Below are 26,038 nucleotides of genomic sequence, written 5' to 3' on the forward strand. Positions count from 1 at the left end.
ATTTATTTAAAGGTCGGTTTCTTGTGGATTTTCAAAGGCTCCTGCCAAAGCCCTGTAAAGCCCTATACGTATTTCGAGTAGCTCCTGCTCTCCTTCAAGCATTTCTCTTTCTAATTGCTGTTGTTCATCAAGTGCCAGTAGTACATCAAGATACGGACTTAATCCATTCAAAAACTCTATTCTTAGCTGCCCCGAAGTTTTGGTAGACAGTTCAAGCCTTCGCTCGAGTACCTCCAGTCTTTCTCTTTGTTTCTTTTCCCGGAGCAGTGCATTTTCTACTTCTTCAAAAGCGATAAGAACAGCCTGCCCATATTCATAGAGTAGCTGATTTTTAACCGCTTCTGCACGGTCTACTTCGGCCGATAATCTTCCGCCATAGATAAGTGGAGCAAGGAGGTTTCCTGCCAGGCTGTAGGTCCAGTTCTCAAAAAGGTTGCCTACATCCTCAGCACGAAAACTGCCGCTGGCATCAAGAGAGATCACCGGAAATTTGCTTCTTACGGCAAAAGCCATCTCCCTGTCGGCAGCCAGAACAAGGTTGTAAGCCTGCTGTAGATCGGGCCGGCGACGGATGAGTTCCAGGGGTAGGCCAGTCTGTGGAAGTGGTGGCAGGGCGGGCAGCATTCCATTTCGAAAATCTGAAGCGTTCTGCGGAGGGCGACCCAGCAAAACCAAGAGGCGATTCTTCAGTAATTCGAGGTTAGTTTCATAAATTATCCTTTGATCGCGGGTACTTTCCAGCAGCTGTTCCTGTCGTAAAATATCTACAGCACGTATCTGGCCGCCCGCAAACCGTGCCCGAATCAGCTTTACGATATCTTTATTAGTATTTATTTGTTGTTCCACAAGCTCCAGTTGCCTTCGGGCAGTGAGGAGTTGGTACCAGGTATTGGCAATCTCGGCCGATATGGTCATGGCAGCAGCCCGGTAGTCGTAAAGAAAAGCTTCAGCAGTATATTTTTCAGCCTGTACCCCGGCGCGAACACGGCCCCATAGATCCAGTTCATAAGAAGCGGCAAGACCGGTTTGTAATTGTAAATCTTCAGAAAAATTTTCACGACCCCTGTCTTTTGCGACCCCTGCAAAGGCATCTATCTGCGGAAAAAGAAAAGACTTTTCCCTTTTTACAACTGCGAGAGAAGCCTGGTATTCCTGCCAGTTTCCAGCAAGGGATAAATTCTCCTGAAGCCCCTGTTGTACAAGAGAATCAAGAACAGGATCTTCAAAACTGTGCCACCATTCATCCTGGACGGGCACTGTGCCTGAAACTGTAAATGCTTCAGGTTGAGGAATGGGGGCTTCGTGAGGCGCGATCTTGGGCGTGCATGAGGAAAGGAGTAGGAGAAATGAGGAAACAGTTACCTGAACCCAACCCGCGGACAGAGTTCGAAAACAGGCAGGGGAACTATATTTGATAAAGTTGGGCTTCAGTTATTCTTCGTATTTAGGTTAAAATTCCAATATTAATCTGTGATTTACAGCTTTAAAGAGGAAGAATTCTAAAGTTACAGCTTTTTTATTTGCATACAATAGTTTAGCGAGGTGTCAAAAATGGCATTTTTGGGAGGTGATTTTTTTACTTCTGAAATCTTCCAGGTATTAACTTTTAGATTGAGTTTTAAGGAGCGGTGTCAAATCTGTATTCCTGAATTAGAATTTGGCAGGACCTTCTAATTATCAAAAGAACAATTATCAAAAATAGTATCTTGCAGGCGTTGAACCACCTAAAACATAGCGCTTGAACCTATCGGAAATCTTTCCCTTCAGAAAAAAATACGAGTACAAAGTCGGGATTACCCTTAGCGGCGGTAGTGCCCGCGGTTATGCGCATGTAGGGGTGTTAAAAGCCCTTCACGAACACGGAATAGAACCTCAGATCATTTCGGGTACCAGCATGGGTGCGGTTGTGGGGGTTCTTTATGCAGCAGGATATTCCCCCGAAAAGATCCAGACCATCCTTACTGAAGAGACTTTCTCAAAAATGACCAATTTCTCCTGGAGGCGAACCGGGCTTTATAAGTTGGAAAAAATGAAAGTGGCCCTGGAAAAATATATCACTGAAGATGATTTTTCGAGCCTAAAAAAGCCATTTTACCTGGCGCTTTCAAACCTCAATAAGGCCTGTGGGGAAATGCGGAGTAGTGGAGCCTTGTTTGATTATATTATAGCGAGTTGCTCTGTTCCCGGTTTTTTTGCGCCCATAGTCCTGGAAGAGGGAAACTATGTGGACGGCGGACTCCTTTGCAATCTTCCTGCCTCGGCTATCAGGGAAAAATGCAGGTATTTAATAGGTTCTCACGTTAATTTTGCCGACCCAAAAAACGATTTTTCCGGTCCGCGCAGTATAATGGAGCGAGCCATCAACCTGGGAATCACCCAAAATACCAAACCTGAAATGGAAATGTGTGATGTGGTGATAGATCCGCCGGAAATGCAAAATTATACCCTTCTCGATTTCAGTAAGATTGAAGAGATCATTAAAGTGGGATACGATCATACCGTGAAAATGATAGAGAACGGTGAGCTGCCTGTGAAGCGGCTACAAACAGCACCGCGTGGCAGTCGCAGCTAATACTCGCTTTTTTCAGGAAGAACCAATTCATATCATATACTTTTAAACGAAGAAAAGCTGCCTCAAAAACCCTTTTTTCGTCACTCTCCATTTCTTATATTAGATTCTGACGTGTAAAGACTTCTGAGGCAGCTTTATATTTCTACTGAAAAATATTTCTTACTGTACAGGATTAAATTCAAATCTTTGACCTCCAACCGAGATTCCGGCCATTGCACCTCCTTTAGGAACGGTTACTACGGCTACACCATCTTTAAAGTTGAGGTTTTCAGAAAAACCTTTGTCCAGGATCACTGCAGAAGCATTTGCTTCGAGTTTGTAACTTCCGTCCTTAAATTGTTCCAGGGCTTCGTCAGTCTCAAAAAAGAGGACTTCTACAAAAGCTTTTCCTCCCAATTGCAACCCCACATCTACCTGTTTTAGATCGGCGTAGCCTACAAGATTTCCGTTTTCATAAACTGCCCCGTTCCCCGAAGCTCCTCCAATAATATAAGCTCCTTTACCAACGTTAGGGAAAATTGCATAGCCTACAGCCTCGTCAAAATAACTGGCCATCATTGGAAATTCTCTTTCTATCATGGCTTTTTCCTGCTGGGCATCTGTAATCAGGTCATCACCGGTTTTTTTGGCCGATCCGCAGCTTGCTAAAACAAGTGCAAACAGTACCAGAACGGTTGTATACAGATTTTTCTTAAGTACTCTCATTATTTTTTAATTTTAAAAGTTAGTATTCACTAATTTAGAGCACTTTCTTCTGAAGTAATGTTAATCTGTTGTTATTTTCATTGTATATCAGGAGCTTAAATATGAAAAAAGACGAATCGTAATAAAAGTTCACGCGTTCTTCTGAAGCATATAGCCTAAACCATTTATTGAAGATTAAAAACTTCCAGTGCAGGCAGGGCTTTGTTTTTAAAATCAAAGAGCGCCTGATTCTCCCAGGGAGATCCCTGTGTAGATTCTGCACCATTCCAGGCGACGAGTTCGGCACCCCAGTAAGAAAACCCGATGGCTGCGTCAGATTCTTTCAGTATTTGAACAATGGTTTCAAGAAATTCTTTTTGTCCCTGTGCCGAAGCGGGATATCCCGGTATTAAATGCTCGTTAAGGCCTACGATGTTGTTGGTCCAGTCATTATAATCGAGGGTAAAAGGATAGGCTGTTTCTGCAATGACTACCTGGCGGTTGTACTTTGAAGCCAGAGAATTTATGCTGTTCTCTAATAGATCGAGGTCTTTGCCGTGCCAGATGGGATAGTAAGAAAGACCAATAATATTATAATCGATGCCTGCAACCTGCCCAAAAAACCAATCGGCATTGTCGAGTCCGGCGAAGTGGACGATGATCTTTGAATCGGGATTGGTCTCCCGCACAGCAGTTACTCCTGCTGCTAGAAGTTCTAAAAACTGGTTTGGGTGCTTTGAAATATTTCCTTCCGGAAAAAGAAATCCGGAATTGATCTCGTTTCCTATCTGTATATATTCGGGCTTAATTTCTTCTGAAATCATGGCAGTATAATCATGCACCTGCTTTTTGAGAGCATCAAAAGAAAGATCTTTCCAGGCTTCAGGTTTTGTTTGATTTCCCGGATCGGCCCACGAATTGGAGTAATGTAAGGTGAGCCAGAGAGCGAATCCTTTATTCCGAAGGGTTTGGGAAAACAACTTTACTTCTTCAAAACCCGAATGCCCCTGGGCGGGATCAACCCACAATCTAAGCCGTACCGTATTCACTCCAGATGCCTTTAATATGTCTAAAAAATCCTCTTTTTGACCTGCTGCATTATAAAAAATGGTTCCGGCAGCATTGATCTCGGGAAAAGCCGAAATATCAACCGCCCTTACCGGCAACTCATCTTCTGAAACGGGAGGTGTGGGTTCCGGACTTTTAGGAGTATCATCATCTTTGCTGCAAGCGGCGATAAATACTAATAAAATGGAGAGGAAAAAGAGCTTTTTCATTAAGGGAAATTCAGAATATAAAGATAGTATTTTTTGAAGGTCTCCCTGCCCATCAGGCGTCAGAAGAATTATCCTGAAACCAAATTTTTCCGCAGAAATAAAGCTTAGGGATCACCTTTTTGAAGATTTTACTCGCTATCAAAAGCATTTTTGGTGCAAACAGGTTTCAGATTTTCGAATACTTCAGGTATTTGATTCACTAAACATGGGATTTCAGCTTTTAAATGACTTTTGAAGATGCTTCTTTCGGAACAACTTCCGCAGAAAAAGAGGTTCTAAAAATGCCATTTTTGACAGGTAATTTTCCGCAGAGATCTTAGAAGGTTTAAATACTGCTTAAACCGAAAGGGAAAGCTTCAAAACCTGTTGGTATTTTTTTACATCTCAGCCCGTTAATGTAAATTAGGAGGATTAAAACCGCAAAATGAGAAAATTGTATTCTAAATTAATACTGGTGTTGGGCATTCTTTTGATCATCCCCCCACTACAGGCACAGGAAACCGAAGTGATGGTAAGGGTAAGGTCTAAAGATGCAAAATTTATTGGAAGTTCGATTGGAGGAGCCAGGGTTATCATCAAAAATGCCGAAACAGGGGAGCTGCTGGCAAGTGGCATGACCAGTGGCAGCACCGGAAACACCCGACTTATCATGCAGCAGCCCCACTCCAGGAATGAACGCCTTACTGATGAAAACACTGCAGGGTTCCTTGCGAAATTGAATCTTGAAGAACCGGTTTTTGTGACCGTTGAAGCTATTGCGCCTTATAACAAGAAGCAGGCGCGGGTTACGAGCAGCACCCAGTTGTGGCTACTGCCCGGAAAAGATATTACCGGAGATGGGCTTGTGCTCGAGGTGCCGGGTTTTGTAGTAGATATACTCTCTCCTCAAACCCATGAGCGGATAAGCAGCGAAAATGTAGAAATTAAAGCAAATGTGGTGATGATGTGTGGTTGCCCCATTACTCCCGGCGGCATTTGGGATGCAGATCAATATGAGGTTACGGCTGTATTAAGCAGTGAAGGCAAAGAAGTGAAAGAACTGCAGCTTAAGGCAGGGGAGAAGCCCAGTACTTTTTCTGCCGAAACTACACTGGAGCCTGGAATGTACGAGCTGCTGATTTATGCTTATGACAGCATGAGTGGCAATACGGGAGTAGACCAGCTGAATTTTATCGTTAAGTAGAAGGAATTAAGAGCCTTTATGGTGTGATGGCAGATTTTTATAACTGATTTTATTTACATCCGTTTTTTGAACAGGTGATTTTTTCGGTTGTATTACTCCAGTGACTGGATTGGTAAGTCGTATCTGTTCCACAACCGGTTTTTCCTCCTTTATATCCGCTATGAACTTCTGCTGAAGGTATGTGTTTAACTGCCATTTTAAAGAATTTTAAAGTTTAATACTATTGCTAAATTATAATTGATCAAGAAAATTTCTTAATCGTTAGGTTTGTGCTCATGTGGTTTCAAAGTGGGATGTTTAGGTCGGGTTTCTGGAGTTACACGTCTTCTCCTATCTGGAGTTCCATCAGGTTTGTTAGGTTTTGGACCGGGTTTGATCGATTTTACTACTTCCATCAATAATTTTTTTAACTTTCTTTATTCAATAATAGCTTTAATTATCTGAATATCATGTGAAAAGAGCAGGTTTTTTAATTTATTTCAGTAATTGTTAAAAACTAAGCCCTACCCCAATATTAAGATCTGAGGTGTATTCTTCGGTCTTCAGTGGAGTTTTACTGTCATAGTAGTAGTTGTAAAGAGTAAATACCTTTAGCCAGGAAGACAGTGGAACATCAAGCCTGAATTGTTCCAGGATTCGGTAGTCACCCAGTTCTCTGTACAGCGGCTGATAATAAACAGTATTGGCAACAGAAAATTTTTGGGATTTTGGGGTGTACGATAAAGTGAGGTAAGTGCTGTTTCGGTGATTATAATTAGTGGTTCCGGCCTGTTCGCTAAACTCCACTTCATACATATAGCTATTACCTGCATAGCCTGTGAAACGTTCTTTATCTACCCATTTCCACCGCAGTCCTGCTCCTATAAGGTTGCGTTGTTCTACCACCAGCAACTGGTTGTACTGCCCCTGTAAAAACGATTCCAACCTTAATATGTCATTCAACTTATAATTAAACCTGCCGTGAAGGAACCAGGCATTTTGCAGGTTTCCCTCTTCGGAATCTATGACCTTATAATTGCCCAGGAAAAAATAGATCTTCTTTAGGTCTTTTGATTTTAGCTGTGTGCTAAGCGCAGCATCGATTTGATTGACCTGTTCTCCGTCATTATTGGTGTGGTTGAAAGAAAAATCAGCGTTGAGGGTAAACCTTATTGAGTCGGTCTGCATGCGTTTGGATTCAATGTTTACCAATTGCGCAGAAAGAATTGCCGGAGTAAGGCTGAAGATAATTAGGAAAAGAGCTCTTGTCATAGTAGACAAATGTATAAACATCTTTGGAACCTATATAGAAGAATAGGCGAAAGTGTTTTACTATGACTTCTTAAAATACCATAATTATTTTCTATGGGTAGATTTTTGTCCAATTATCGATTTTTTCCTGTACGATCATCAATTTTTCCAATGGTTTCATGAAAGCTATAAGCTCAAATTATTGTATTTTTATATTCAGATATTAACTAAAAATTATCAATATGGCACAGAACGAACACCGTAATTCTCCGGGTACTCACAAAGCCTGGGAAGTGAACGAATCCAGCAGATGTCCTTTTCTTGGAGGGGCTGTAGACAAAACTGCCGGAAGTGGTACTTCAAACCGCGACTGGTGGCCTAATATGTTGAACCTTCATATATTAAGACAGCACTCCAGGCTTTCCGATCCTTTGGAAGAGGATTTTAACTATGCTGAAGAATTTAAAAGCCTTGACTTAAAAGCTGTAAAAAAAGACCTGCACGAATTAATGACCGATTCGCAGGACTGGTGGCCGGCCGATTTTGGGCATTACGGCGGACTTTTCATTAGGATGGCCTGGCACAGCGCCGGGACCTATCGTATAAGTGATGGCCGTGGGGGCGCTAGTTCGGGTTCTCAAAGATTTGCACCGCTTAACAGCTGGCCAGATAACGCCAACCTTGATAAAGCCCGTCTTTTATTGTGGCCTATCAAACAAAAATACGGAAGAAAGATCTCCTGGGCCGATCTTATGATCCTTACCGGAAACGTGGCTCTCGAATCTATGGGCTTAGAGCCTTTTGGGTTCGCCGGGGGCCGGGAAGACATCTGGGAATCTGAAGAAGATATTTACTGGGGTTCTGAAGGAGAATGGGTAGGAAATAAAGAACGCTATGCTAAAGACAATAAACTGGAGCAACCGCTTGCAGCTTCTCACATGGGGCTCATTTATGTGAATCCTGAAGGCCCAAACGGAAATCCAGATCCGCTGGGTTCTGCACAGGATATTCGCGAGACCTTTGGGCGTATGGCGATGAACGATTATGAGACTGTAGCACTAATCGCCGGAGGGCATACCTTCGGAAAAACTCACGGAGCAGCCGATCCTGTAGAGCACGTAGGTGCAGAGCCTGCAGGTGCCGATATTACTGAAATGGGATTGGGCTGGAAGAATAAATTTGGTACAGGAAATGCCGAAAGCACCATCACAAGTGGGCTTGAAGGAGCATGGTCACAAACTCCTACAAAATGGAGCAATTACTTCTTTGATAACCTCTTTGGTTATGAGTGGGAGTGCTATAGAGGACCTGGTGGCGCATGGCAGTGGAAACCAAAAGATGGAGCAGGAGAGGGAGTGATTCCTGATGCTCATGATGCAAATAAGAAGCATGCACCATTCATGTTAACTTCGGATATTGCTTTACGTGAAGATCCTGAATATTACAAGATCTCAAAACATTTCCATGAAAACCCTAAAGAGTTCGCAGATGCTTTTGCCAGAGCCTGGTATAAATTGACGCACCGTGATATGGGGCCTATCTCAAGATATCTTGGTCCTGAAGTACCTTCTGAAGAACTAATTTGGCAGGATCCGCTTCCAAAAGTAGATCACGAATTAATAGACCGTGAGGATATTGCTGAACTGGAGAAAAAGATCTTCGCTTCAGGATTAACTATATCTCAATTAGTTACCACTGCCTGGGCATCGGCTTCTACATTTAGAAATTCCGATAAGCGTGGGGGAGCCAATGGAGCCCGTGTTCGTCTTGCACCGCAAAGACACTGGGAAGTTAATAATCCGCCGCAGCTTCAGGAAGTGTTGAATAAACTTGAAGAAATTCAGAAGGAATTTAATGGAGCTCAAAAAGGGAATAAAAAGATATCTCTTGCCGATCTTATAGTTCTTGCCGGAAATCTTGCTGTGAAAAAGGCAGCTAAAGAGGCAGGTTATGATGTGGGTGTTCCTTTTGCACCGGGTAGAACCGATGCATTAGAAGAGCAGACAGATGCTGAAGCTTTTGAGCCACTTGAGCCAAGAGCAGATGGTTTCCGAAACTATGTGAAGGGAAGCGAAAATATTTTAACTTCGCCAGAGGAGATGCTGGTAGATAAGGCACAATTGCTTGCTCTTACTCCTCCAGAAATGTCTGTACTGGTAGCCGGGATGCGCGTATTGGGTGCAAACTATGACGGTTCACAGCACGGTGTGTTTACCAGCCGCCCCGGGCAGCTTACCAATGACTTTTTCGTGAACTTACTGGACATGAACACTACATGGGCAGCTAAAGATGATTCTCAGAAAGTCTTTGAAGGTCGTGACCGTAAGACTAAAGAAGTGAAATGGACGGGAACACGTGTGGATCTTATCTTTGGATCTAACTCAGAACTTCGTGCCCTGGCCGAAGTTTATGCACAAAATGACTCAAAAGAGAAATTCGTAAAAGACTTTGTAAAAGCCTGGGATAAGGTAATGAGTCTTGATCGCTTTGATCTTAAAGATTGATAGAAGTTTAAGTGTTGATTTAATGCAAAGAGGCTGTCTTAAAATGGTTTAAGACAGCCTCTTATTTTTTAGAACAAAAAAGATCTACATTTTGATCTCTGCGCAACCTATTCTGGTACCGGCATTTCCACTGGGTTGTGAAGTATAATCATCTACTCCCGCGTGAACGATAACGGCTTTGTTCAAGATATTCTTTTTCTCATCATCACATCCTATACACCATTCATCTGTAGTGAAAGTTACACTTCCTTCTCCATTAGAGTTTACATCAAAATTCCCGATGTCACCACGGTGATATCCTCCTGCATCACCCCATTCTCCATGATCTTCAAAAGTAGGGTTCCAGTGCCCTCCTGCAGAGGTACCATCTTCGGCAGAACAATCGGCGTTTTCGTGAAGGTGAATTGCGTGCATTCCTTCTTCAAGACCTGTGAGTTCGGCGGTCATAGTCACCTCGTCGTTTTCCTGAACAAAAGTGATGGTTCCCGAAACATTACTGCCACTTCTTGGCTCCATTTGTAGTGTTAACTCATCCTGTACATAGGTATCACCAGGTCCTGCCTCTTCTTCTTGTTGAGTGAGGTTGGTGTGCTCATCAACACGCTCATCAGCGGTTTGATTCTCATTTTTGCAACTGGTGAGCACTAAAGCTGCTGCCAAAACTGCAGATATTCCTATACGTTTCATATTAGTTAGTTTAAGTTAGTAACAATCGACTAAAATAGAATATGGACCGTGGGCAGCCAAAAATTTAAGGAGAGCTTAACACTGCGGGCGGTAAAGCCTCCCTCCCGAAGTCCATTGTTTTTTCATGAAAAAGAGATTCCCCGAGATCTCAAAAAGCCTGTGTTTCCTGAAATAAATTCTGATTTTCCCGTTTGCCGGAAATGCAGATCAATTTTTCCGGCTGTTAAATTTTTCTAAGATGGGTGGTTATATTTACTTTATTGGAAAGGCTTCGGTGGACCGGACATTTGTCGGCTATTTCCAGTAATTTTTGTTGCTGCTGTTCATCAAGGTTGCCTTCAAGAACAATTTCCCTCTCAAAAATGTCAATTTTAGCCGTGTTTCTTTCACAGTTTTCACAATCTTCAGCATGAGTTTTCTTGTGGTCTACATGAGTTTCTACATTAACCAGAGGCCATTTTTTGCGACGGGCATACATTTGGATGGTCATAGAAGTACAGGAAGCAAGACCTGCTGAAAGGAGTTGATAGGGAGAAGGGCCAAAATCTTCTCCTCCAAAAGATTTAGGTTCATCGGCAGTGAAATAATGCCTTCCTGCTCTCATTTGAGTGGTAAAACCTTCCTTGCCAAGATTGGCTACTACCTGGTGGTCGGTTTTCAGCTCTTTATCTTCAGGGATTTCCAGGTATCGTGAGGCCCAGGAGGCAATTACATCTCCTGCATATTTTGAATCTTCATTATTGGTAAGTAAGTGATCTGCACCGTCTAAAGAAAGAAAACTTTTAGGGTGCTTTACACTTTTGTAAAGGGTTTCGGCATTGCTGATATTAACCACCGTGTCTTGTGGAGAATGCATGATCAAAAAGGCCTTTTTGAGATCCCTGGCAAAATGACTGAGGTCATGGGTATTAATATCTTCAAGAAAATTTTTCTTAATCGTAAAGTTTCTGCCGCCTACGTTCACTTCGGCCACACCATTCTTCTCTATCTCATCAAGATTTGATCTCAGCAAATGTTTGACATGTACGGGGGAAGACGGAGCGCCAATAGTAACAACACTTTTCACAGAAGGCAATTTGTTGGCAGCAAAGATCGCTGCTGCCCCGCCAAGGGAATGACCTATAAGCATCTCGGGGGCTGCATATTCTGAAGCAAGAAAATCGGCAGCTGCCAGTAGATCTTCCACGTTTCCTGAAAATGTAGTATTTGCAAATTCGCCATCACTTTCACCAAGCCCCGAAAAATCAAAACGCAGTACCCCGTAACCTTTAGCCGATAAAGCCCTGGCAATATTCTTTACCGCAAAGAAATTCTTATTGCAGGTAAAACAATGGGCAAAAAGCACATAGCTGTGAGGGTGCGTGTTTAAAGGAAGTTCCAGATAGCCTGAAAGCTCCAGGCCGTCAGAATTGGTGAAGCTTATCTTTTTGTAGTTCATAGGTGAAAAATCAAATTAAAAAAAGGCTTTTAAAAAGCATGTCAAGATTCCATTGTACACTGGAGATCCCATAAAGGTTTCTCGAGATTCTTTAAAATATGGAATACTTATAACTTTTTAAAAGCCCCTGGTCTTTTTACAGATTCTGTTTACTATCTGCGATACTTGGTTCTATCAAATTCTCCTCTGTCATAGAAAGAGTCGTCTTCAGGAATTGTTCCGCTTGAGCGACGATCGGAGTATTTTCCGCTTTCATTGCCTGTAAGGGCGTCACGGTCGCGGTCTACGCTTCTGCTATCACTATCGGCAATACTTCCACTTCTACCGGCTATATTTCCTTCTCTGTTATGATCTTTGTCGCGATCTCCTTCTCTCATTCTTCTTCTTTCCTCATCCAGATCATTATTGCGATCTACAGTTCTGTCATTGCCACGATCATAGCTCACATCCCTGTTATAGGATTCTAAGACAACTACTTCATAATCGCGGTCAATGTCATAACCTTTTTCATACCTCTTGGTCTCTGCAAAAGTGCGGTGGTCAATTTTGTCTGTGTATACAAACTTGTCGTCCACGTTTAGTCTTGCAAGCCCTATAGGCAGGATGAGGTGATTCTCACCTTCCTTGTTTATGAACTCATGAACATTGCCAGATGCCGGTTTCCCGTAGGGATCGTGATCAGCTTCAATAATTGTTTTATCCACTTCAACGTCCAGATACACTACTCTCCTTTTTTCTTTGCTTACCAGGAGGTTGTCTACCTTTCCTACCACTCTGTTATCCACATCTTTGACGGGCCAACCCCTTACATCGGGATCATCACTATCCACTTTAAAATCGGAAAGTTCGTTGAGGTAATATAAATGCTTCCTATTTTCTTTTCTATCTGTCATAATCTCTCTTTTTTATTTTTTAGCTCATTTTTCTTAAAACATCACCGGCCTCATCAAAGAACTCCTTGACCTGGTCTTTCTGTTCCAGGGTTTGGGTAGAGGGATTGATGTCTTGTGCTGCAGTTTTTACTTCATTAACATCGTCGGAAAGATTAGGATATTTTTCCTTTTGCATCTTTTCGATAATGTTTGCCAGTTTGGTTCCGGCAGTTTTTATCTTGTCTGCATGTGTCAATGCCATAGGATCTTGCTGTATTTGTTGAGCATCCTGTTTTACAGCCTGCATATCGGCACTAATGTCATAATTCATTTCATCAGCTTTTGCCTGTACTGCATTCATAAGGTGAATGATAGCATTATTGGTGTATTCATGGTCTATGCCCATTTTGCTTTCATCTCCAATGTAAGCCAGGTAACCAGATACTCCTCCTGTTCCGGAAAGCGTATCCCCGGTATTTTCCCATCCTGTGGTGTCGTTTTGGTCATCCCAGGTGGTTGTTTCAGCATCTTCCTCCCAGGTGGTTTCTTCTACCTGTTCGGTTTGTACATCATCCAAATCGTTGTCGTCATCGGCAAATACTAAAAAGTATAAGATTGCCAGGATAACAAGAACCAGGATGATCCAGGGCCAAATTGGTTTTTTCTTTTCGATCTTGATCTCTGCCATAATTCTTCTTTTTTTATTAGTTAGATTGATCTCTAAATTACTGATTTTGAAAGCTATTTTAATTAATGGCAGCCTAAAGTATTGTTAATTAAGCATTAAAAGAGCAAATTAATTGCATTAATGCCAGTGTAGAAGAAGATAGATGAAAATATTTTTACGGAACTGCAATTTTAATCTTGATGGGAGAGATTCGTGCAGTTACTTCTTTAACGTCTCCCCGGTACTCTCCGTCAATTTGGAAAGGGATATTTTTTTGGCTGTAAATGCGGGTCTCTACTGCTGAAATAATTTCAAGGAAATCTTCATCGATTTCTACATTTTCCCTGAAGGTTTGAAGAATTTGAGGGATGTTGAATTCTTTAAAGATGAGGATCTCGAATTTACCGTCGTCGTACCTGCCGTTTGGGTTGATCTTAGATCCTGTTCCGTACTTTTTTGCATTGGCCACAGCGATGAGCACAGCTTTACGGGAAATTTCCTTACCGTCTACTTCTATATTAAACTGAAAAGGGAAATCGCTTTTAATTAGGGTAGGTATAGACTGTATGAGATATCCCAGCTTTCCGCGGATATTTCCTTCCTGATAATTTTTGATTAAAGCTGCATTAAGGCCAATGTCACTAATATGAAGGCATAGTTCATCATTGATGAGGATGGCATCTATTAATTTAAACTTTTCTCCCAGGGCAATGCGGGTTAATTCGGCATTATTCCTGTCCAGGTTGAGGTTTTCGGCAAGCCCGTTAGCAGAACCGGCAGGAAAGATCCCAATGGGAATGGAATCATCAGTAAGTAGCTCTGCAATCAATTTAATCGTACCATCACCTCCTACCGATATTATACGCTGAGGGTCGTACTCTTCAATGACAGAAAATAAAGCTTCTTTATCCCCTTTTCCGGAGGTATAATAAGTTTCGAGTTTAAGATTTCTCTCCGACACCTGCTTTTCTACTTCTTCAACAATGTCAGATTTGTCTTTTCCTCCCGAAATAGGATTAACAACCATTAAAACCCTGCTAAATTCGGCCATTTTATTGAGCTTGTGCTCAAAAATAAGTAATTTGGGAAGGAATGGCAGTTAAAAATAATGTAATATGAAGCTAGACATAAAGCTTTATCGCGGCTATGTAAATGATCAGGAATTGGTAGTCTTCGGCCATGTTTTTAAATCGTGGGCACCAGATAAATATGAAATAGACCGCAGGGGTTACAGACATGCAAAATCTGTTTATAAAATGTTTACCATCAGCCCCATCAAAAATGCCACTATCCAGTTGAATTTTAAAGAGCTGGAAGTTGTTACCAAAACTACAGATGACGGTTACTTCAGGTTTAACCTTCCGTATAATAAATTTTTAGAGAGCGGCTGGCATGAGTATTCTGTTTCCTGTAAAATAGGGGAAAAAGGAGTGGTTGAGCGGGGGGAGCTGCTGAAGCCTTTCAAAAGTAAACTGGGAATTATATCGGATATTGATGATACTTTTCTGATTTCCCATACCCAGAATTTTTTCAAGAAACTCTATGTAATTCTTACCCAGAATATTGATAACAGGGAAGTTTTTGATGATGTGGTGCCACATTACCGGGCTTTGAGCCGTGCAGGGCAGGAGGAAGGGCAGTTCAACTCTTTTTTCTATGTTTCGAGCAGTGAATGGAACCTCTACGAATTCATTCTGCAGTTTGCCCGGAAACATGGCCTGCCAAAAGCCGTCATTAAACTAAAGAGTATCAAAACCGGTCTAGGGGATTTTCTATTTACCGGAAGGGGCGGGCACGACCATAAATTCATTAAGATAAAAGACATTATTTCCTTTTATCCTCAGCTTCAGTATGTGCTAATGGGAGATGATTCCCAGCAGGACCCTCATCTTTATGAGCGGGTCACCAAAATGTTTCCTATGAACATTAGGGCCATTTATATTCGGCAAACTTCAAAAAAACAAAAATCAAAGGTGAAAGAAGTCCTGGAAAACATTGAAGATTTGGGAGTGGCTACCTGCTATTTTACCGATAGCGGAAAAGCCATTGCACATTCAAAAAAAATAGGGATCGTGTGATCCCTACTCAAAAATGACATTTTAGAGCATTATTTTTTATCAGAAAGTAGCCGATGGAAATACCACCACGCTTTCATTTCCGTTTTTTCCCACTGTTGAGACGCCAAAGAAGAAGTTGTCAATCACAATGCCTTTAAGAGTAAAATTGTCTACATCACCCACAAATCTTGAATGCTCCCACTGTGGCGCAGTAGTGTCTCTCCAGTAAACCTTGTAGCCGGCAACATTGTCTCCCGCTACTTTTTCCCATTTTAATTTTGCTGAAGGTTCAACAATCCCACCAATAGCTACCTTTTTTGGGGCAGGAGGTGCCCAGGCAAGGCTGGCCATGGTAATTGCATTTACTGCAGTGAGTTTGGCAGCATAATCAAAGTTTACGTGCTCAATAACATCTCCATATTCAATGCCATTTTCGGTACGTATATCCTGGTGTTGCTGCGTGTAATTCTCGTGGGCTTCCATTATTCTGATTCCGGGGAAACCAAGATCGTTAAAAGGACGGTGGTGCCCGCCACGGCCAAACCTATCCAGCCTGTAGACCATCATGGGGTTCATTTCGGGCATATAGGTTTGGGTAGTGCGGTGTACATACCTTGCCAGTTGACGGGAAATACCATCTACTTCACCGCCATAGAACCTCCTCATATTCCGCTCTCGTTCGGTTTCGGTAGGAGGCACGGGTTCAGAAAAGATCCTGAAAGTGCGATTGTCAATAACGCCGTCTACTCCTTCAATGTTACCTATCATGTCATTGTTAAGCACTCCAATGATTTCCCAGCCTTTATCTTTTGCCATTTTTGCAAATCCGCGGCCGCCAAAAAGCCCCTGTTCTTCTCCCGATAAGCCTAAATAGATAATGCTGTTGTCAAAGTTGTATTTTGAAAGTACACGGGCCGCTTCCATCACCCCTGCCATTCCGCTGGCGTTGTCATTGGCGCCGGGAGCATCTGTGGTAAAATCCATCGTATTGCTGGCGCGGGAATCTATATCACCACTCATGATAATATACCGATTGGGATACTTGGAACCTTTTTGCACCGCCACAACATTTACCACCCATGCATCTTTTGGAACGCGGTCATTTCCTTCTTTGGTGACAAAATCTTTTTGATAAAATACATCAAGACAGTCATTACAGTTTCTGGAAATTTCTTCAAAATCAGATTTTATGAATCGGCGGGCAGCACCTATACCGCGGGTATTGGAAACGGTGTCACTAAAGGTGTTCCGGGTGCCAAAACCTGCGAGGCGCCTAATATCGGCCTCAATTTCATTAGCCGAAACTTCTTCAATGATATCATAGATTCGAAGATCTACCTGTGGCGGGGCTACTTTTTGAGCATAAGTGGATAAACCGCAAAATAGTAAGGTGGCAAAAATGGCATTTTTGAACATAATTTTTAAATTTCTAAAAGGCAAAATAGTGAAAATAGCGCAAAAAAAAAGAGGCTGTTTTAAAAGCCACTTTTTCGTTGATCTAAACTTGGTTTGTATCCCTTTTCTGATAAACAGATCTATAGAGATATGTAAACAATTTTAGACAAACTTTTTATAGCATTTAAAGCAACCTCTTAGTGGTGCTAAGAAAAACTTAGTAGATGATCTTGTCGTCTCCATTCATTTCTGCCTCAAGCTTTTCCTGCTTTCCTTTTAATTTTGATTTTACTGAATCATACCTGTGGGAAAGATTATCGCTGAGATCGTTGTATTTGCTTTTTGCTCCATAAAGATATTCGTTACCTCTGTCAGCAATATCTTTACGGGTTTCAGATCCTTTTTTTGGTGCAAATAATAAAGCTGCTATGGCACCAACTGCGGCTCCTGATAGTATGCCTGCTAAAATTTTTCCTGTTTTCATGTTGAGTTTTTTCTAAATTGATAATGGTGTTATATCCAACTACTAAGATAGTGTATAAAGGTGATTTGCAGTAAATCGTACAGTTAAGGTTGATTTAAATTAAATAACAATTTTTGCTCATTATTAACAAAAAAAGTGAGCTTTTTTAATGTGTTAGGCTCACAAACTGCTCCAGGAGTTCCCGTACTTCATCTACATCTTCAATATAGTATTTTGCTTCAGTTTTGTTTCGTCCTACTTTCACGCTTACTGTTTGATCGGGGAGTTCGGTGAACAGGTACTCGTCTGTCCAGTCATCTCCTATGGCAAATATGAAATCGTATTTTTCTACCAGTAGCTTGTTGGCTGCCTTGCCTTTATTGACACCGCTGTTCTTTATTTCAAGTACTTTATTCCCCTGTAGTACTGTAAGGCCATGATTTGCAATCATGTCTTTAAGAACGGCAGATAGTTCATTTGCCCTAACTTCGCCCAGTTCGGGATTTGCTTTTCTGTAATGCCAGGCAAGAGAGAAGTTCTTTTCCTCAATAAAAGTTCCGGGGGTGCGGTCTACATAAGTTTCCAACACCGGCCTTACCGAAGCCATCCAGTTATTGTTGAGGTTCTCGGTGAGTTGCCACTTTTCGTTTACCGGCCGGTTCCATACCCCGTGTTCAGAAATTAATTCTATAGGAACATTTTTCCACCAGGTTCCCAGGGTTTCTTTATCTCTTCCGCTTATTAGAACTACACGGGTGTTTTTTTGTTCTCCAAGGCGGGTAATCAACTCGAGCAGCTCAGGGTCGGGCATGGCTTCTTCGGGTTTATCGACAAATTTCCGAAGAGTTCCGTCATAATCGAGGAACAAAATACGGCGCTGGGCTGCACTATACTTGTCAAAAAGGTCTTTTTTTACGTTCTCTGAAAGCTGTATTGCCTTAAAAGCTTTTCTGGAACTTCTGGTTTCTTTCAGGCTTTTCATAAAATCTTTGGCCCATTTTTCTACGTTATATCTCTTAAGTCTCTTCTGCAGAATCTTGTTGCGGCGCACCTGCTCTTCTTCGGGCATTTCGAGAGCCATTTTAATGGTATCTACAATCTGTTCAAAATTATTCGGGTTGATGATAAGTGCCTCATTGAGTTCATGCGCTGCCCCCGCCATTTCACTTAAAATAAGAACTCCGGTTTGGTCTGTTCTTGTGGCGATATATTCTTTTGCCACCAGGTTCATCCCGTCACGGGTTGGGGTAATAAGCGCAACATCACTGGATGTATAAAGATCTATAAGATTTTCAAAGGGCATAGAACGATAAAAGTACCATATAGGCGTCCAGTTGATAGTAGCAAATTTTCCATTGATGCGGCCTACCAGTTCGTCAATTTCCCTCTTTAAAAGCTGGTATTGCGGTACATTGGTACGTGAAGGTACCGCCAGCATGATAAGTCTAACCTTTTCCTGGTATTCTGGATACTTTTCAAGAAAATAACCAAAGGCTCTTATCCTGTTGGCTATACCCTTGGTGTAATCGAGGCGGTCTATAGAAAGGATAAGCTTGGTGTTGCGGGTTACGTATTTGTGGTAGTCCAGCTTTTTCTGAATATCTGAATTCTCACTTCGCGGCTGATTAAAATGTTCTTTTGCTGCCGTGCGGAACTTCTTATAATCAATACCCATAGGAAATGAATCTGACCGTACGATGCGGCTTCCAATATTTACACTATTGAAGTTGATGTCATACCTAAGTATACGGTTTACAGAGCGCAAAAAGTGCCTTTCATAATCGTAGGTATGAAAACCTATAAGATCGGCGCCCAGCATTCCTTTCAGCACTTCTTCCCTCCAGGGCAGGGTGCGAAATACTTCAGAAGAAGGGAAGGGGATATGATTAAAGAAGCCTATGGTAACCTTCGGATTCTTTTTTCTGATGTATTCGGGTAGCAACAGGAGCTGGTAATCATGCACCCACACTACATCATCATCATCCAGGTGTTCAACAACAGCTTCGGCATATTTTTCATTCACTTGTTTATAAGCTTCCCAGTGTTCGGGCTGAAACTCTGTATATTCCATAAAATAATGGAACAGGGGCCAAATAGTGCGGTTACTAAAGCCGTAGTAAAATTTTTCAATTTCCTCGGTAGTCAAAGAAACAGGCACACAGGCTTGTTTCCTGGCTTCAGATTTTACTTCTTCTTCTAAACCTTCCGGAATATCTTCCGCAGCCAGTCCGGTCCAACCAATCCATATACTGTCTCCCTCCTGGTGAAAACTCTTAAGTCCCGTTGCAAGCCCACCAACGCTGGGTGTAACTTCTAATTTTTCATCTTCGGTAATATTTATTTGTAAGGGTAGGCGATTAGAGATAATTATTGTTTTGCCCATAGTAAATTTTAAGCGGGTTCTATCTTATTCATTTTGCTTAAATTTCCGAAATTTAAAATAAGTGCCCTACCTTTTTAAAAGAACTTTAAGACTAAATGGATACACTGGATTATGGATTGATAGGCAATTGTAAAAGTGCCGCATTAATATCGAAATCGGGTTCTCTGGAATGGTGTTGTTTGCCCAACTTTAATTCGGCTTCGGTTTTTGCAAAATTGCTCGACAAGAATAAAGGCGGCCATTTCTCTTTTGAAGTGTCGCCCGATTATACTGTAACTCAAAAGTACCTTCGGAAAACGAATATTCTATGTACTACTTTTACTTCGGAAGCTGCAGCGTTTGAGGTGATCGATTTTATGCCCCGGTACAGGGAAGACGACGGAGATTTTTACACGCCACCAGATGTGGTGAGGTATATTCACCTTCTCAAGGGAAAACCCAGGGTTAAAGTGCATTACCAGCCCCGGCTTAATTATGCCCGGGAGGAAACCTTTACCGAGAACCACCGTTATTACCTTAAAAGTTTCACCAAAAAGGGCACTTACGACTCCCTTTATCTCTACACGAGTCTCGACCTTGATAAGGTTTTGCATGCCGAGGAAATCACTCTTGAAGATCATGCCTATTTCTTATTGGGATATCATGAAAAACTGAGGGAACAGAACCTGGAAAGGGCGTATTTGAAATTCCAGCGCACCAAGACGTATTGGATGAACTGGAGTGAATCTACCACCAAATTTCCTTTCTACGACGAAGCTGTAAATCGCAGTGCTCTTGTTTTAAAGGCTATGAGCTATCAAAAAACCGGGGCAGTGCTTGCCGCTGTGACAACTTCTTTGCCTGAAACTATCGGGGAAGTGCGTAACTGGGATTACCGTTTCTGCTGGATTCGGGATGCCTCTATGGTTATAAAGGTTATGACAAGCCTGGGCCACCGGGAATCGGCAGAAAGTTTCCTTCAGTTTATCATCGACCTTATTCCTAATAAGAATGAAAAGCTGCAAATTATGTACGGCATCAATGGCGAAAAGGAATTGACCGAACATATTCTTGATCACCTTGAAGGATATGAAGGCTCTAAGCCAGTACGGGTGGGAAATGCAGCTTATATTCAAAAGCAGAATGATATCTACGGGATTTTAATGGAAGTCATTTATCAGCAGTTTTTGAGATTTGAGACTACTCTGGAGAACAGCGAAGAGTTGTGGACCATTGTGAGAGGTATTGTGCGTATTGTGGAGGAGCATTGGAAACAACCCGACAAGGGTATTTGGGAATTCAGGACCGAAGAGCGGCATTTTACCTTCTCCAAATTGCTGTGTTGGGTAGCAGTAGACAGGGCAGTAAAAATTGGGGAAATCCTTAGAAATGGGATAAATGACCAAAAGTGGAAAGACCTTAGACAGGAGATCTATGATGATATTTATCACCGTGGATGGAACGAGGAGGTGCAGGCTTATACCCAATCTTATGGTTCTAAAGACTTAGATGCTTCTACCTTGTTAATGGAGAACTACGGATTTATAAAAGCTAAAGATCCACGCTACATAAGCACAGTAAAAGCTACTGAAAGAGAACTTAGCTATAACGGACTTTTATTCAGGTACAAGAACAAAGATGATTTTGGTACCCCATCGTCATCCTTTACTATTTGTACTTTCTGGTTTATAAACAGCCTTTACAAAATTGGAGAAAAGGAAAAGGCAATGAAAATGTTTGATCAATTGCTTTCTTACAGTAACCATCTTGGGTTGTTTAGTGAAGACCTTGATTTTAAAACCAAGCGTCTTTTAGGTAATTTTCCGCAGGCATATTCACACCTGGCGTTGATTGAGACGGCAATGAATTTTTCTCAGAATATTACTTCTGAGGCAAATTTGAAGGCCCTTCTTGACGAGGACGCTCTTCTTTAACTTCAAGACGTGTACGCGGCAGACTGTCGGGGAAGTTTTCCTGAATAAACTTCAGGAGATTTTCCCTGGCATACACCCGTAGGTCCCAGGCGGTAGGAGCATCCTTTGCACTCATTAATGCCCTTAGTTCCATGGTTTTTTCAGTAAGATCTGTCACCTGAATCACATCGACTTTTCGATCCCAAAGATCGGTTGCATTTAAAAGCCGTGTCTGTTCCTCTCTTAACTTGTCAATAGGAAGATCAAAATCGGTATAAATATAGACAGTTCCCAGGATATCAGATGAATTACGGGTCCAGTTTTGAAAGGGTTTTTCAATGAAGTAGGTGGTAGGTAATACCAGCCGGCGTTTGTCCCAAATTTGTACAACCACATAAGTGAGTTTGATCTCCTCAATACGCCCCCATTCCCCTTCCACGATAACAACATCATCAATACGTATAGGTTGAGCTATGGCTATTTGAATTCCGGCGAATATGGTTCCAAACACTTTTTGAGCAGAAAGCCCCAGAACAATCCCTGCTATCCCTGCAGAAGTTAGAATACTCACCCCAATTTCCTCTACCCCATCAAAAGTGAGGAGAGCTATACCAAGGGCAAAAAGAACAACAACAAAGATGGCTATCCTTTCTATTATGTTGAACTGGGTGTAAAATTTACGGGCACGAAGATTATTGGCCGTATTGACATCAAATTGTTTTAAAAATTGATTTTTGGCAATTCTTATAGCAACTACAATGAACCAGGTGAAACTGAAAATAAGCAGGATAGACCTTATTTGCTGGAATAAGTCTATCTGGTTTTTATCTGTTATAATTTCCCTGTTTATAAGCCCTGCCTGGATTGCAACTGCAAGAAAGAGAACGATCATGGGAATCTTCAGGCGACTTGCAATATTGTGAGGTAGAATATTACCAGGGTCTTTTCCAAGTTTCTTCAGTAGAAAGTGCACCAGGAAATAAAGAACCAGTAAAGCACCTAAAAAGATGAGGATATTCCTTGTTGTGTCTCCCATAGGATTTTTTTTCCTTTCTTTTCAAGCTATAAAATGAAGAGGAAATAACCTGTTAAAGAAATAACAAAAGAAAAAGGCCGCCATTGGCGACCTTGATCAGATTTAATTGATGCAGATTTAATTGATGCAGATTTAATTTAGAAAGGATATTTATTCTCTCCAATTACTTTATCGGCAATCACCTTACGCAATTCTACAACGTTTGGCTGATTTTCATATTTTGTAAATCTTTTTAGTCCCATCAACATCATTCTTTGTTCATCACCTTCAGCAAAAGAAACAATTCCTTCTTTGGCTTTTTGATTAATAATGTCAACAGCGTGGTACAGGTACAATTTTGCCATCGCAATTTGCTCTTTTTGAGTATCGGCACCAAAGCGGTTCACATTTTTTTCAGTTCTCAAGATCGTGGATTCAGCCATGTAGATCTCTATTAAAATATCGGCAGAAGCCAATAACAACTGCTGGTGATCTTCCAGCTGAGGTCCAAATTTTTGAACTGCACTACCGGCAACCATCAGGAATACCTTTTTCAACTTTTTGACCATTTCTTTCTCTTCAGCAAAAAGTTCAGAAAAATCAGGTTTGTCAAAAGAGGGAATTCCAGTGAGTTCTTCTCCAACTTTGGTAGCAGGCCCTAAAAGATCAACATGGCCTTTCATAGCTTTCTTTACGAGCATCCCTACGCAAAGCATTCGGTTAATCTCGTTTGTACCCTCATAAATACGGGTGATACGTGCATCTCTCCAGGCAGATTCCATAGGAGCATCGGCCGAGAAGCCCATTCCCCCAAAGATCTGGATACCTTCATCGGTACAATTCTGAAGATCTTCTGAAGCTGCCACTTTAAGAATAGAACATTCAATAGCGTATTCTTCAACCCCTTTCAATTCGGCTTCCTGGTGGGAATTTCCTTCTTCCTGACGGATAGAAATCCTGTCTTCAATATCTTTTGCAGCACGATATGAAGCCGATTCCCCTGCGTAAGCTGAAGTTGCCATCTCTGCAAGTTTAGACTGTATCGCACCAAACTGGGAGATTGGAGTTTTAAACTGCACGCGGTCATTTGCATATTTTACTGAAGCATCAATAGATCTTCTCTGGGCGTCAAGACAGGCTCCTGCAAGTTTGATACGGCCCACGTTAAGGGCGTTCATGGCAATTTTGAAGCCATTTCCTCTTTCTGAAAGCATATTCTCTGCAGGCACTTTCGTCTCGTTGAAGAATACCTGACGGGTGGAGGAGGAGTGGATACCAAGTTTCTTTTCCTCTTCCCCAAGAGAAATACCATTTGGGTTTTCCGGATCGTATTCAACTATGAATCCGGTGATATTTTTGTCATCTTCAATTCGGGCGAAGACGATCATCATATTGCAGAATCCGGCATTGGAGATCCACATTTTTTGACCTGTAATGCTATAATATTTTCCGTCTTCAGAAAGAACTGCTTTTGTCTTTCCTGAATTTGCATCACTACCAGCTCCCGGCTCTGTCAAGGCATAAGCTCCAAACCATTCTCCAGTAGCGAGCTTCGGAAGATATTTTTTCTTTTGTTCCTCATTACCATATAGGGTAATTGGAAGTGTTCCAATCCCCGAATGGGCTCCAAAAGCAGTCGAAAATGATCCCGTAGCTCCCGAAATATAATCCACTACCAGCATGGTAGTGACAAATCCCATTCCCAGGCCATCGTACTCTTCGGGCACCGAAACTCCCAAAAAGCCCATTTCACCGGCCTTTTGCATTAACTCTTTTGTGAGGTCGTAATTCTTCTTTTCGAATTCTTCTCTCTTCGGCATTACTTCCCGATTCACGAATTCCTGTACCGATTCGCGCATCATTTTTTGCTCATCCGAAAAATCTTCGGGAGTAAAAATATCCTCTGCTTTTGTTTCCTTTACCAGAAACTGCCCCCCGCGAAGAAGGTCTTTTTTGTTGCTATCTGTTTGTGTGCTCATTTTTTATAGATATTAGACTTGAGATATTAGATTTTAGAACCTTCCCAAGCTTATGATTTTTTATTCTTCTTTAATATCTGAAATCTCAGATCTCATATCTCAAATCTCTTAAGAAAGAAATTCAAAAACTCCCGCAGCTCCCTGTCCTGTACCTACGCACATGGTTACCATTCCGTATTTATTCTTCAGGTCACGTTTGCGCATTTCATCGAACAACTGCACTGATAGTTTGGCTCCTGTACATCCCAGCGGGTGGCCCATTGAAATAGCGCCTCCATTAGGGTTCATGCGGTCCATATCCAGTCCTAGTTCACGAATTACTGCTAAAGACTGAGATGCAAAGGCTTCGTTAAGCTCGATCAACTCAAGATCATTTAGCTGGATCCCTGCTTGTTTAACAGCTTTAGGAATGGCATGTACAGGCCCAATTCCCATAATTCTTGGTTCAACCCCAACAGCCGAATAGCTAACAAGTCTTGCAACGGGCTCCAGGTTTAGTTCTTTCACCATTTCTTCGCTCATTACCATGACGAAAGCAGCACCATCGCTCATTTGAGAAGAGTTACCTGCTGTCACACTTCCACCTTCTTCAAAAACAGGTCTTAGTTTGCCTAAAACTTCTTTTGATGTATCGGCTCTTGGTCCTTCGTCTTTATTGACGGTATAAGATTTGGTTTGTTTTTTTCCGTTTTCATCCACATAAGTTTGATCTACTGTGATGGGAACGATCTGGTCCTGGAAACGGTCTTCTTTTTGGGCTTTTAGAGACTTCTGGTGAGAGTTGTAGGCGAACTCATCCTGGTCTTCCCTTGAAACCTTATATTTTTGAGCAACTGCTTCCGCAGTTAATCCCATTCCCCAGTAATAATCTTCTTTTCCGGCTTTTGCCAGTTTATAATCGGGGACTGGTTTATAACCTCCCATTGGGATATAGCTCATGCTCTCTGCACCACCTGCAATAATGCAATTAGCCATTCCGCTCTGGATCTTGGCTGTTGCAATAACAATGGTTTCGAGACCTGAAGCACAATACCGGTTAACGGTCATCCCGGGAACGTCTTCTGTGTTTAATCCCATGAGGGAAATAAAACGCCCTACGTTAAGCCCCTGTTCGGCTTCGGGCATAGCATTACCAACGATCACGTCATCGATGCGTTTTTTATCAAATTCGGGCAGCTTATCCATCATAAACTGGATAGTTTCTGCCGCTAATTCATCTGGCCTTTTAAATCGGAATACCCCCCGCGGCGCTTTTCCCACTGCAGTTCGGTATCCTTTTACGATGTAAGCTGTTCTATTCATTGTATATTGTATTTTGTATAATGTATATTGTCTTATTTTGTAGTTACAATGTAGATTGTAGTTTAATTATCATGTTCTGAATATGATGAACTTCCTTTTCAAGGTCTTCGAAATCTTGCTCCGGAATTAACTTTAAGTTTCTGCAAATGATCAACTGAGTTTCGAATTCAAATACCGATCCTAAGGCGATTCCAAGAAAGTTAGCAAAGTCTTTATTAGTTTTCCTTCCACAACCTTCGGCAATATTTGAAGGAATAGATACTGCAGACCTTCTTATTTGCGAAGTAAGCCCATATAGTTCCTCTTTTGGAAAATTAGCGCTCTTTAAATAGGTTTCCGTTACCAGATCAATTGCTTTTTGCCAAACTTTTAATTCCTTGAAATAATTCATAATCTTTTCAGTTTTACAGTATACAATCTACATTATACACTATACTA

General features: G+C 41.7%; 22 protein-coding genes. 5 read left to right on the forward strand and 17 right to left on the reverse strand.

Translation table 11 applies throughout. The annotated features are described in order from the left end of the window. Positions 1 to 6 precede the first annotated feature (6 nt). On the reverse strand, positions 7 to 1,431 hold the full coding sequence (locus ACQ93I_RS03760; protein WP_431697408.1) for an efflux transporter outer membrane subunit: 1,425 nt from the start codon (positions 1,429 to 1,431) through the stop codon (positions 7 to 9). 307 nt (positions 1,432 to 1,738) lie between these two features. Here ACQ93I_RS03760 and ACQ93I_RS03765 point away from each other — a divergent pair, with 307 nt between their 5' ends. Next, entirely contained in the window at positions 1,739 to 2,572 is an 834-nt protein-coding gene (locus ACQ93I_RS03765) for a patatin-like phospholipase family protein (RefSeq protein ID WP_431697204.1), read from the forward strand. 159 nt (positions 2,573 to 2,731) lie between these two features. On the opposite strand, the gene ACQ93I_RS03770 is transcribed toward ACQ93I_RS03765, so the two are convergent. Together ACQ93I_RS03770 and ACQ93I_RS03775 are read right to left on the reverse strand one after the other, a co-directional pair. Beyond that, on the reverse strand, positions 2,732 to 3,277 hold the full coding sequence (locus ACQ93I_RS03770) for a YSC84-related protein (RefSeq protein ID WP_431697205.1): 546 nt from the start codon (positions 3,275 to 3,277) through the stop codon (positions 2,732 to 2,734). Positions 3,278 to 3,441: 164 nt separating this feature from the next. After that, a complete protein-coding gene (locus ACQ93I_RS03775) occupies positions 3,442 to 4,533 on the reverse strand; it encodes a glycoside hydrolase family 53 protein (protein WP_431697206.1) in 1,092 nt (363 codons plus the stop codon). 424 nt (positions 4,534 to 4,957) lie between these two features. Here ACQ93I_RS03775 and ACQ93I_RS03780 point away from each other — a divergent pair, with 424 nt between their 5' ends. Then, a complete protein-coding gene (locus ACQ93I_RS03780; protein ID WP_431697207.1) occupies positions 4,958 to 5,716 on the forward strand; it encodes a hypothetical protein in 759 nt (252 codons plus the stop codon). 49 nt (positions 5,717 to 5,765) lie between these two features. Here the strand turns inward: ACQ93I_RS03780 and ACQ93I_RS03785 are convergent, their stop codons facing one another. Further along, positions 5,766 to 5,912, reverse strand: coding sequence for a hypothetical protein (locus tag ACQ93I_RS03785; RefSeq protein ID WP_431697208.1), 147 nt, complete (start codon positions 5,910 to 5,912; stop codon positions 5,766 to 5,768). Positions 5,913 to 6,205: 293 nt separating this feature from the next. Then, positions 6,206 to 6,967, reverse strand: a complete 762-nt coding sequence (locus ACQ93I_RS03790; protein WP_431697209.1) for a DUF481 domain-containing protein — start codon at positions 6,965 to 6,967, stop codon at positions 6,206 to 6,208. Positions 6,968 to 7,188: 221 nt separating this feature from the next. Between ACQ93I_RS03790 and katG the strand changes: the two genes are divergently transcribed. Beyond that, complete coding sequence (gene katG, locus ACQ93I_RS03795) at positions 7,189 to 9,450, forward strand: catalase/peroxidase HPI (protein WP_431697210.1); 2,262 nt, start codon at positions 7,189 to 7,191, stop codon at positions 9,448 to 9,450. Between the two features lie 84 nt (positions 9,451 to 9,534). Here the strand turns inward: katG and ACQ93I_RS03800 are convergent, their stop codons facing one another. The 5 genes from ACQ93I_RS03800 to ACQ93I_RS03820 all read right to left on the reverse strand — a co-directional run bounded on the left by ACQ93I_RS03800 (position 9,535) and on the right by ACQ93I_RS03820 (position 14,165). Then, positions 9,535 to 10,137, reverse strand: coding sequence for a superoxide dismutase family protein (locus ACQ93I_RS03800; RefSeq protein WP_266067842.1), 603 nt, complete (start codon positions 10,135 to 10,137; stop codon positions 9,535 to 9,537). Positions 10,138 to 10,360: 223 nt separating this feature from the next. Next, the gene (locus ACQ93I_RS03805; protein ID WP_431697211.1) at positions 10,361 to 11,575 is read right to left on the reverse strand and encodes a bifunctional alpha/beta hydrolase/OsmC family protein; all 1,215 of its coding nucleotides are present in this window, start codon (positions 11,573 to 11,575) and stop codon (positions 10,361 to 10,363) included. A gap of 152 nt (positions 11,576 to 11,727) precedes the next feature. After that, on the reverse strand, positions 11,728 to 12,468 hold the full coding sequence (locus ACQ93I_RS03810) for a hypothetical protein (RefSeq protein WP_431697212.1): 741 nt from the start codon (positions 12,466 to 12,468) through the stop codon (positions 11,728 to 11,730). A gap of 19 nt (positions 12,469 to 12,487) precedes the next feature. Continuing rightward, on the reverse strand, positions 12,488 to 13,135 hold the full coding sequence (locus tag ACQ93I_RS03815) for a hypothetical protein (protein WP_431697213.1): 648 nt from the start codon (positions 13,133 to 13,135) through the stop codon (positions 12,488 to 12,490). 154 nt (positions 13,136 to 13,289) lie between these two features. Beyond that, complete coding sequence (locus ACQ93I_RS03820) at positions 13,290 to 14,165, reverse strand: diacylglycerol/lipid kinase family protein (RefSeq protein ID WP_431697214.1); 876 nt, start codon at positions 14,163 to 14,165, stop codon at positions 13,290 to 13,292. Between the two features lie 64 nt (positions 14,166 to 14,229). Between ACQ93I_RS03820 and ACQ93I_RS03825 the strand changes: the two genes are divergently transcribed. After that, on the forward strand, positions 14,230 to 15,192 hold the full coding sequence (locus tag ACQ93I_RS03825) for an App1 family protein (RefSeq protein ID WP_345597428.1): 963 nt from the start codon (positions 14,230 to 14,232) through the stop codon (positions 15,190 to 15,192). Positions 15,193 to 15,231: 39 nt separating this feature from the next. On the opposite strand, the gene ACQ93I_RS03830 is transcribed toward ACQ93I_RS03825, so the two are convergent. The 3 genes from ACQ93I_RS03830 to ACQ93I_RS03840 all read right to left on the reverse strand — a co-directional run bounded on the left by ACQ93I_RS03830 (position 15,232) and on the right by ACQ93I_RS03840 (position 19,412). Beyond that, on the reverse strand, positions 15,232 to 16,587 hold the full coding sequence (locus ACQ93I_RS03830; protein WP_431697215.1) for a M28 family peptidase: 1,356 nt from the start codon (positions 16,585 to 16,587) through the stop codon (positions 15,232 to 15,234). A gap of 196 nt (positions 16,588 to 16,783) precedes the next feature. Further along, complete coding sequence (locus ACQ93I_RS03835) at positions 16,784 to 17,050, reverse strand: YtxH domain-containing protein (protein WP_266067835.1); 267 nt, start codon at positions 17,048 to 17,050, stop codon at positions 16,784 to 16,786. A gap of 145 nt (positions 17,051 to 17,195) precedes the next feature. Then, positions 17,196 to 19,412 carry a bifunctional alpha,alpha-trehalose-phosphate synthase (UDP-forming)/trehalose-phosphatase gene (locus ACQ93I_RS03840; RefSeq protein WP_345597433.1) on the reverse strand — a complete coding sequence of 739 codons (2,217 nt, stop codon included), beginning with the start codon at positions 19,410 to 19,412 and terminating at the stop codon, positions 17,196 to 17,198. A gap of 95 nt (positions 19,413 to 19,507) precedes the next feature. Between ACQ93I_RS03840 and ACQ93I_RS03845 the strand changes: the two genes are divergently transcribed. Continuing rightward, on the forward strand, positions 19,508 to 21,325 hold the full coding sequence (locus ACQ93I_RS03845; protein ID WP_431697216.1) for a glycoside hydrolase family 15 protein: 1,818 nt from the start codon (positions 19,508 to 19,510) through the stop codon (positions 21,323 to 21,325). Here the strand turns inward: ACQ93I_RS03845 and ACQ93I_RS03850 are convergent. The 4 genes from ACQ93I_RS03850 to ACQ93I_RS03865 all read right to left on the reverse strand — a co-directional run bounded on the left by ACQ93I_RS03850 (position 21,273) and on the right by ACQ93I_RS03865 (position 25,991). Next, the gene (locus ACQ93I_RS03850; protein ID WP_431697217.1) at positions 21,273 to 22,340 is read right to left on the reverse strand and encodes a mechanosensitive ion channel family protein; all 1,068 of its coding nucleotides are present in this window, start codon (positions 22,338 to 22,340) and stop codon (positions 21,273 to 21,275) included. The two genes, ACQ93I_RS03845 and ACQ93I_RS03850, sit on opposite strands and share 53 nt — an antisense overlap. Positions 22,341 to 22,477: 137 nt before the next feature. Beyond that, entirely contained in the window at positions 22,478 to 24,298 is a 1,821-nt protein-coding gene (locus ACQ93I_RS03855) for an acyl-CoA dehydrogenase family protein (protein ID WP_431697218.1), read from the reverse strand. Positions 24,299 to 24,406: 108 nt separating this feature from the next. Continuing rightward, positions 24,407 to 25,600 (reverse strand): acetyl-CoA C-acyltransferase, encoded by a 1,194-nt coding sequence (locus tag ACQ93I_RS03860; RefSeq protein WP_431697219.1) that lies wholly within the window; start codon positions 25,598 to 25,600, stop codon positions 24,407 to 24,409. A 43-nt stretch (positions 25,601 to 25,643) separates the two neighbouring features. Beyond that, positions 25,644 to 25,991: a four helix bundle protein gene (locus ACQ93I_RS03865; RefSeq protein ID WP_431697220.1), complete on the reverse strand. Its 348-nt coding sequence runs from the start codon at positions 25,989 to 25,991 to the stop codon at positions 25,644 to 25,646. Positions 25,992 to 26,038: the final 47 nt, after the last annotated feature.

The sequence above is a fragment of the Salinimicrobium sp. WS361 genome, assembly GCF_050750585.1.
In the GTDB taxonomy this organism is placed as follows: domain Bacteria; phylum Bacteroidota; class Bacteroidia; order Flavobacteriales; family Flavobacteriaceae; genus Salinimicrobium.

Bases quoted from the DNA above. Each gene is read 5' to 3' on its own strand.
- ACQ93I_RS03820 (WP_431697214.1), bottom strand. From the start codon at position 14,165: ATGGCCGAATTTAGCAGGGTTTTAATGGTTGTTAATCCTATTTCGGGA.
- ACQ93I_RS03775 (WP_431697206.1), bottom strand. From the start codon at position 4,533: ATGAAAAAGCTCTTTTTCCTCTCCATTTTATTAGTATTTATCGCCGCT.
- ACQ93I_RS03835 (WP_266067835.1), bottom strand. From the start codon at position 17,050: ATGAAAACAGGAAAAATTTTAGCAGGCATACTATCAGGAGCCGCAGTT.
- ACQ93I_RS03860 (WP_431697219.1), bottom strand. From the start codon at position 25,600: ATGAATAGAACAGCTTACATCGTAAAAGGATACCGAACTGCAGTGGGA.
- ACQ93I_RS03865 (WP_431697220.1), bottom strand. From the start codon at position 25,991: ATGAATTATTTCAAGGAATTAAAAGTTTGGCAAAAAGCAATTGATCTG.
- ACQ93I_RS03830 (WP_431697215.1), bottom strand. From the start codon at position 16,587: ATGTTCAAAAATGCCATTTTTGCCACCTTACTATTTTGCGGTTTATCC.
- ACQ93I_RS03785 (WP_431697208.1), bottom strand. From the start codon at position 5,912: ATGGCAGTTAAACACATACCTTCAGCAGAAGTTCATAGCGGATATAAA.
- ACQ93I_RS03800 (WP_266067842.1), bottom strand. From the start codon at position 10,137: ATGAAACGTATAGGAATATCTGCAGTTTTGGCAGCAGCTTTAGTGCTC.
- ACQ93I_RS03780 (WP_431697207.1), top strand. From the start codon at position 4,958: ATGAGAAAATTGTATTCTAAATTAATACTGGTGTTGGGCATTCTTTTG.
- ACQ93I_RS03825 (WP_345597428.1), top strand. From the start codon at position 14,230: ATGAAGCTAGACATAAAGCTTTATCGCGGCTATGTAAATGATCAGGAA.
- ACQ93I_RS03810 (WP_431697212.1), bottom strand. From the start codon at position 12,468: ATGACAGATAGAAAAGAAAATAGGAAGCATTTATATTACCTCAACGAA.
- ACQ93I_RS03770 (WP_431697205.1), bottom strand. From the start codon at position 3,277: ATGAGAGTACTTAAGAAAAATCTGTATACAACCGTTCTGGTACTGTTT.
- ACQ93I_RS03845 (WP_431697216.1), top strand. From the start codon at position 19,508: ATGGATACACTGGATTATGGATTGATAGGCAATTGTAAAAGTGCCGCA.
- ACQ93I_RS03790 (WP_431697209.1), bottom strand. From the start codon at position 6,967: ATGACAAGAGCTCTTTTCCTAATTATCTTCAGCCTTACTCCGGCAATT.
- ACQ93I_RS03815 (WP_431697213.1), bottom strand. From the start codon at position 13,135: ATGGCAGAGATCAAGATCGAAAAGAAAAAACCAATTTGGCCCTGGATC.
- ACQ93I_RS03855 (WP_431697218.1), bottom strand. From the start codon at position 24,298: ATGAGCACACAAACAGATAGCAACAAAAAAGACCTTCTTCGCGGGGGG.
- ACQ93I_RS03850 (WP_431697217.1), bottom strand. From the start codon at position 22,340: ATGGGAGACACAACAAGGAATATCCTCATCTTTTTAGGTGCTTTACTG.
- katG (WP_431697210.1), top strand. From the start codon at position 7,189: ATGGCACAGAACGAACACCGTAATTCTCCGGGTACTCACAAAGCCTGG.
- ACQ93I_RS03805 (WP_431697211.1), bottom strand. From the start codon at position 11,575: ATGAACTACAAAAAGATAAGCTTCACCAATTCTGACGGCCTGGAGCTT.
- ACQ93I_RS03840 (WP_345597433.1), bottom strand. From the start codon at position 19,412: ATGGGCAAAACAATAATTATCTCTAATCGCCTACCCTTACAAATAAAT.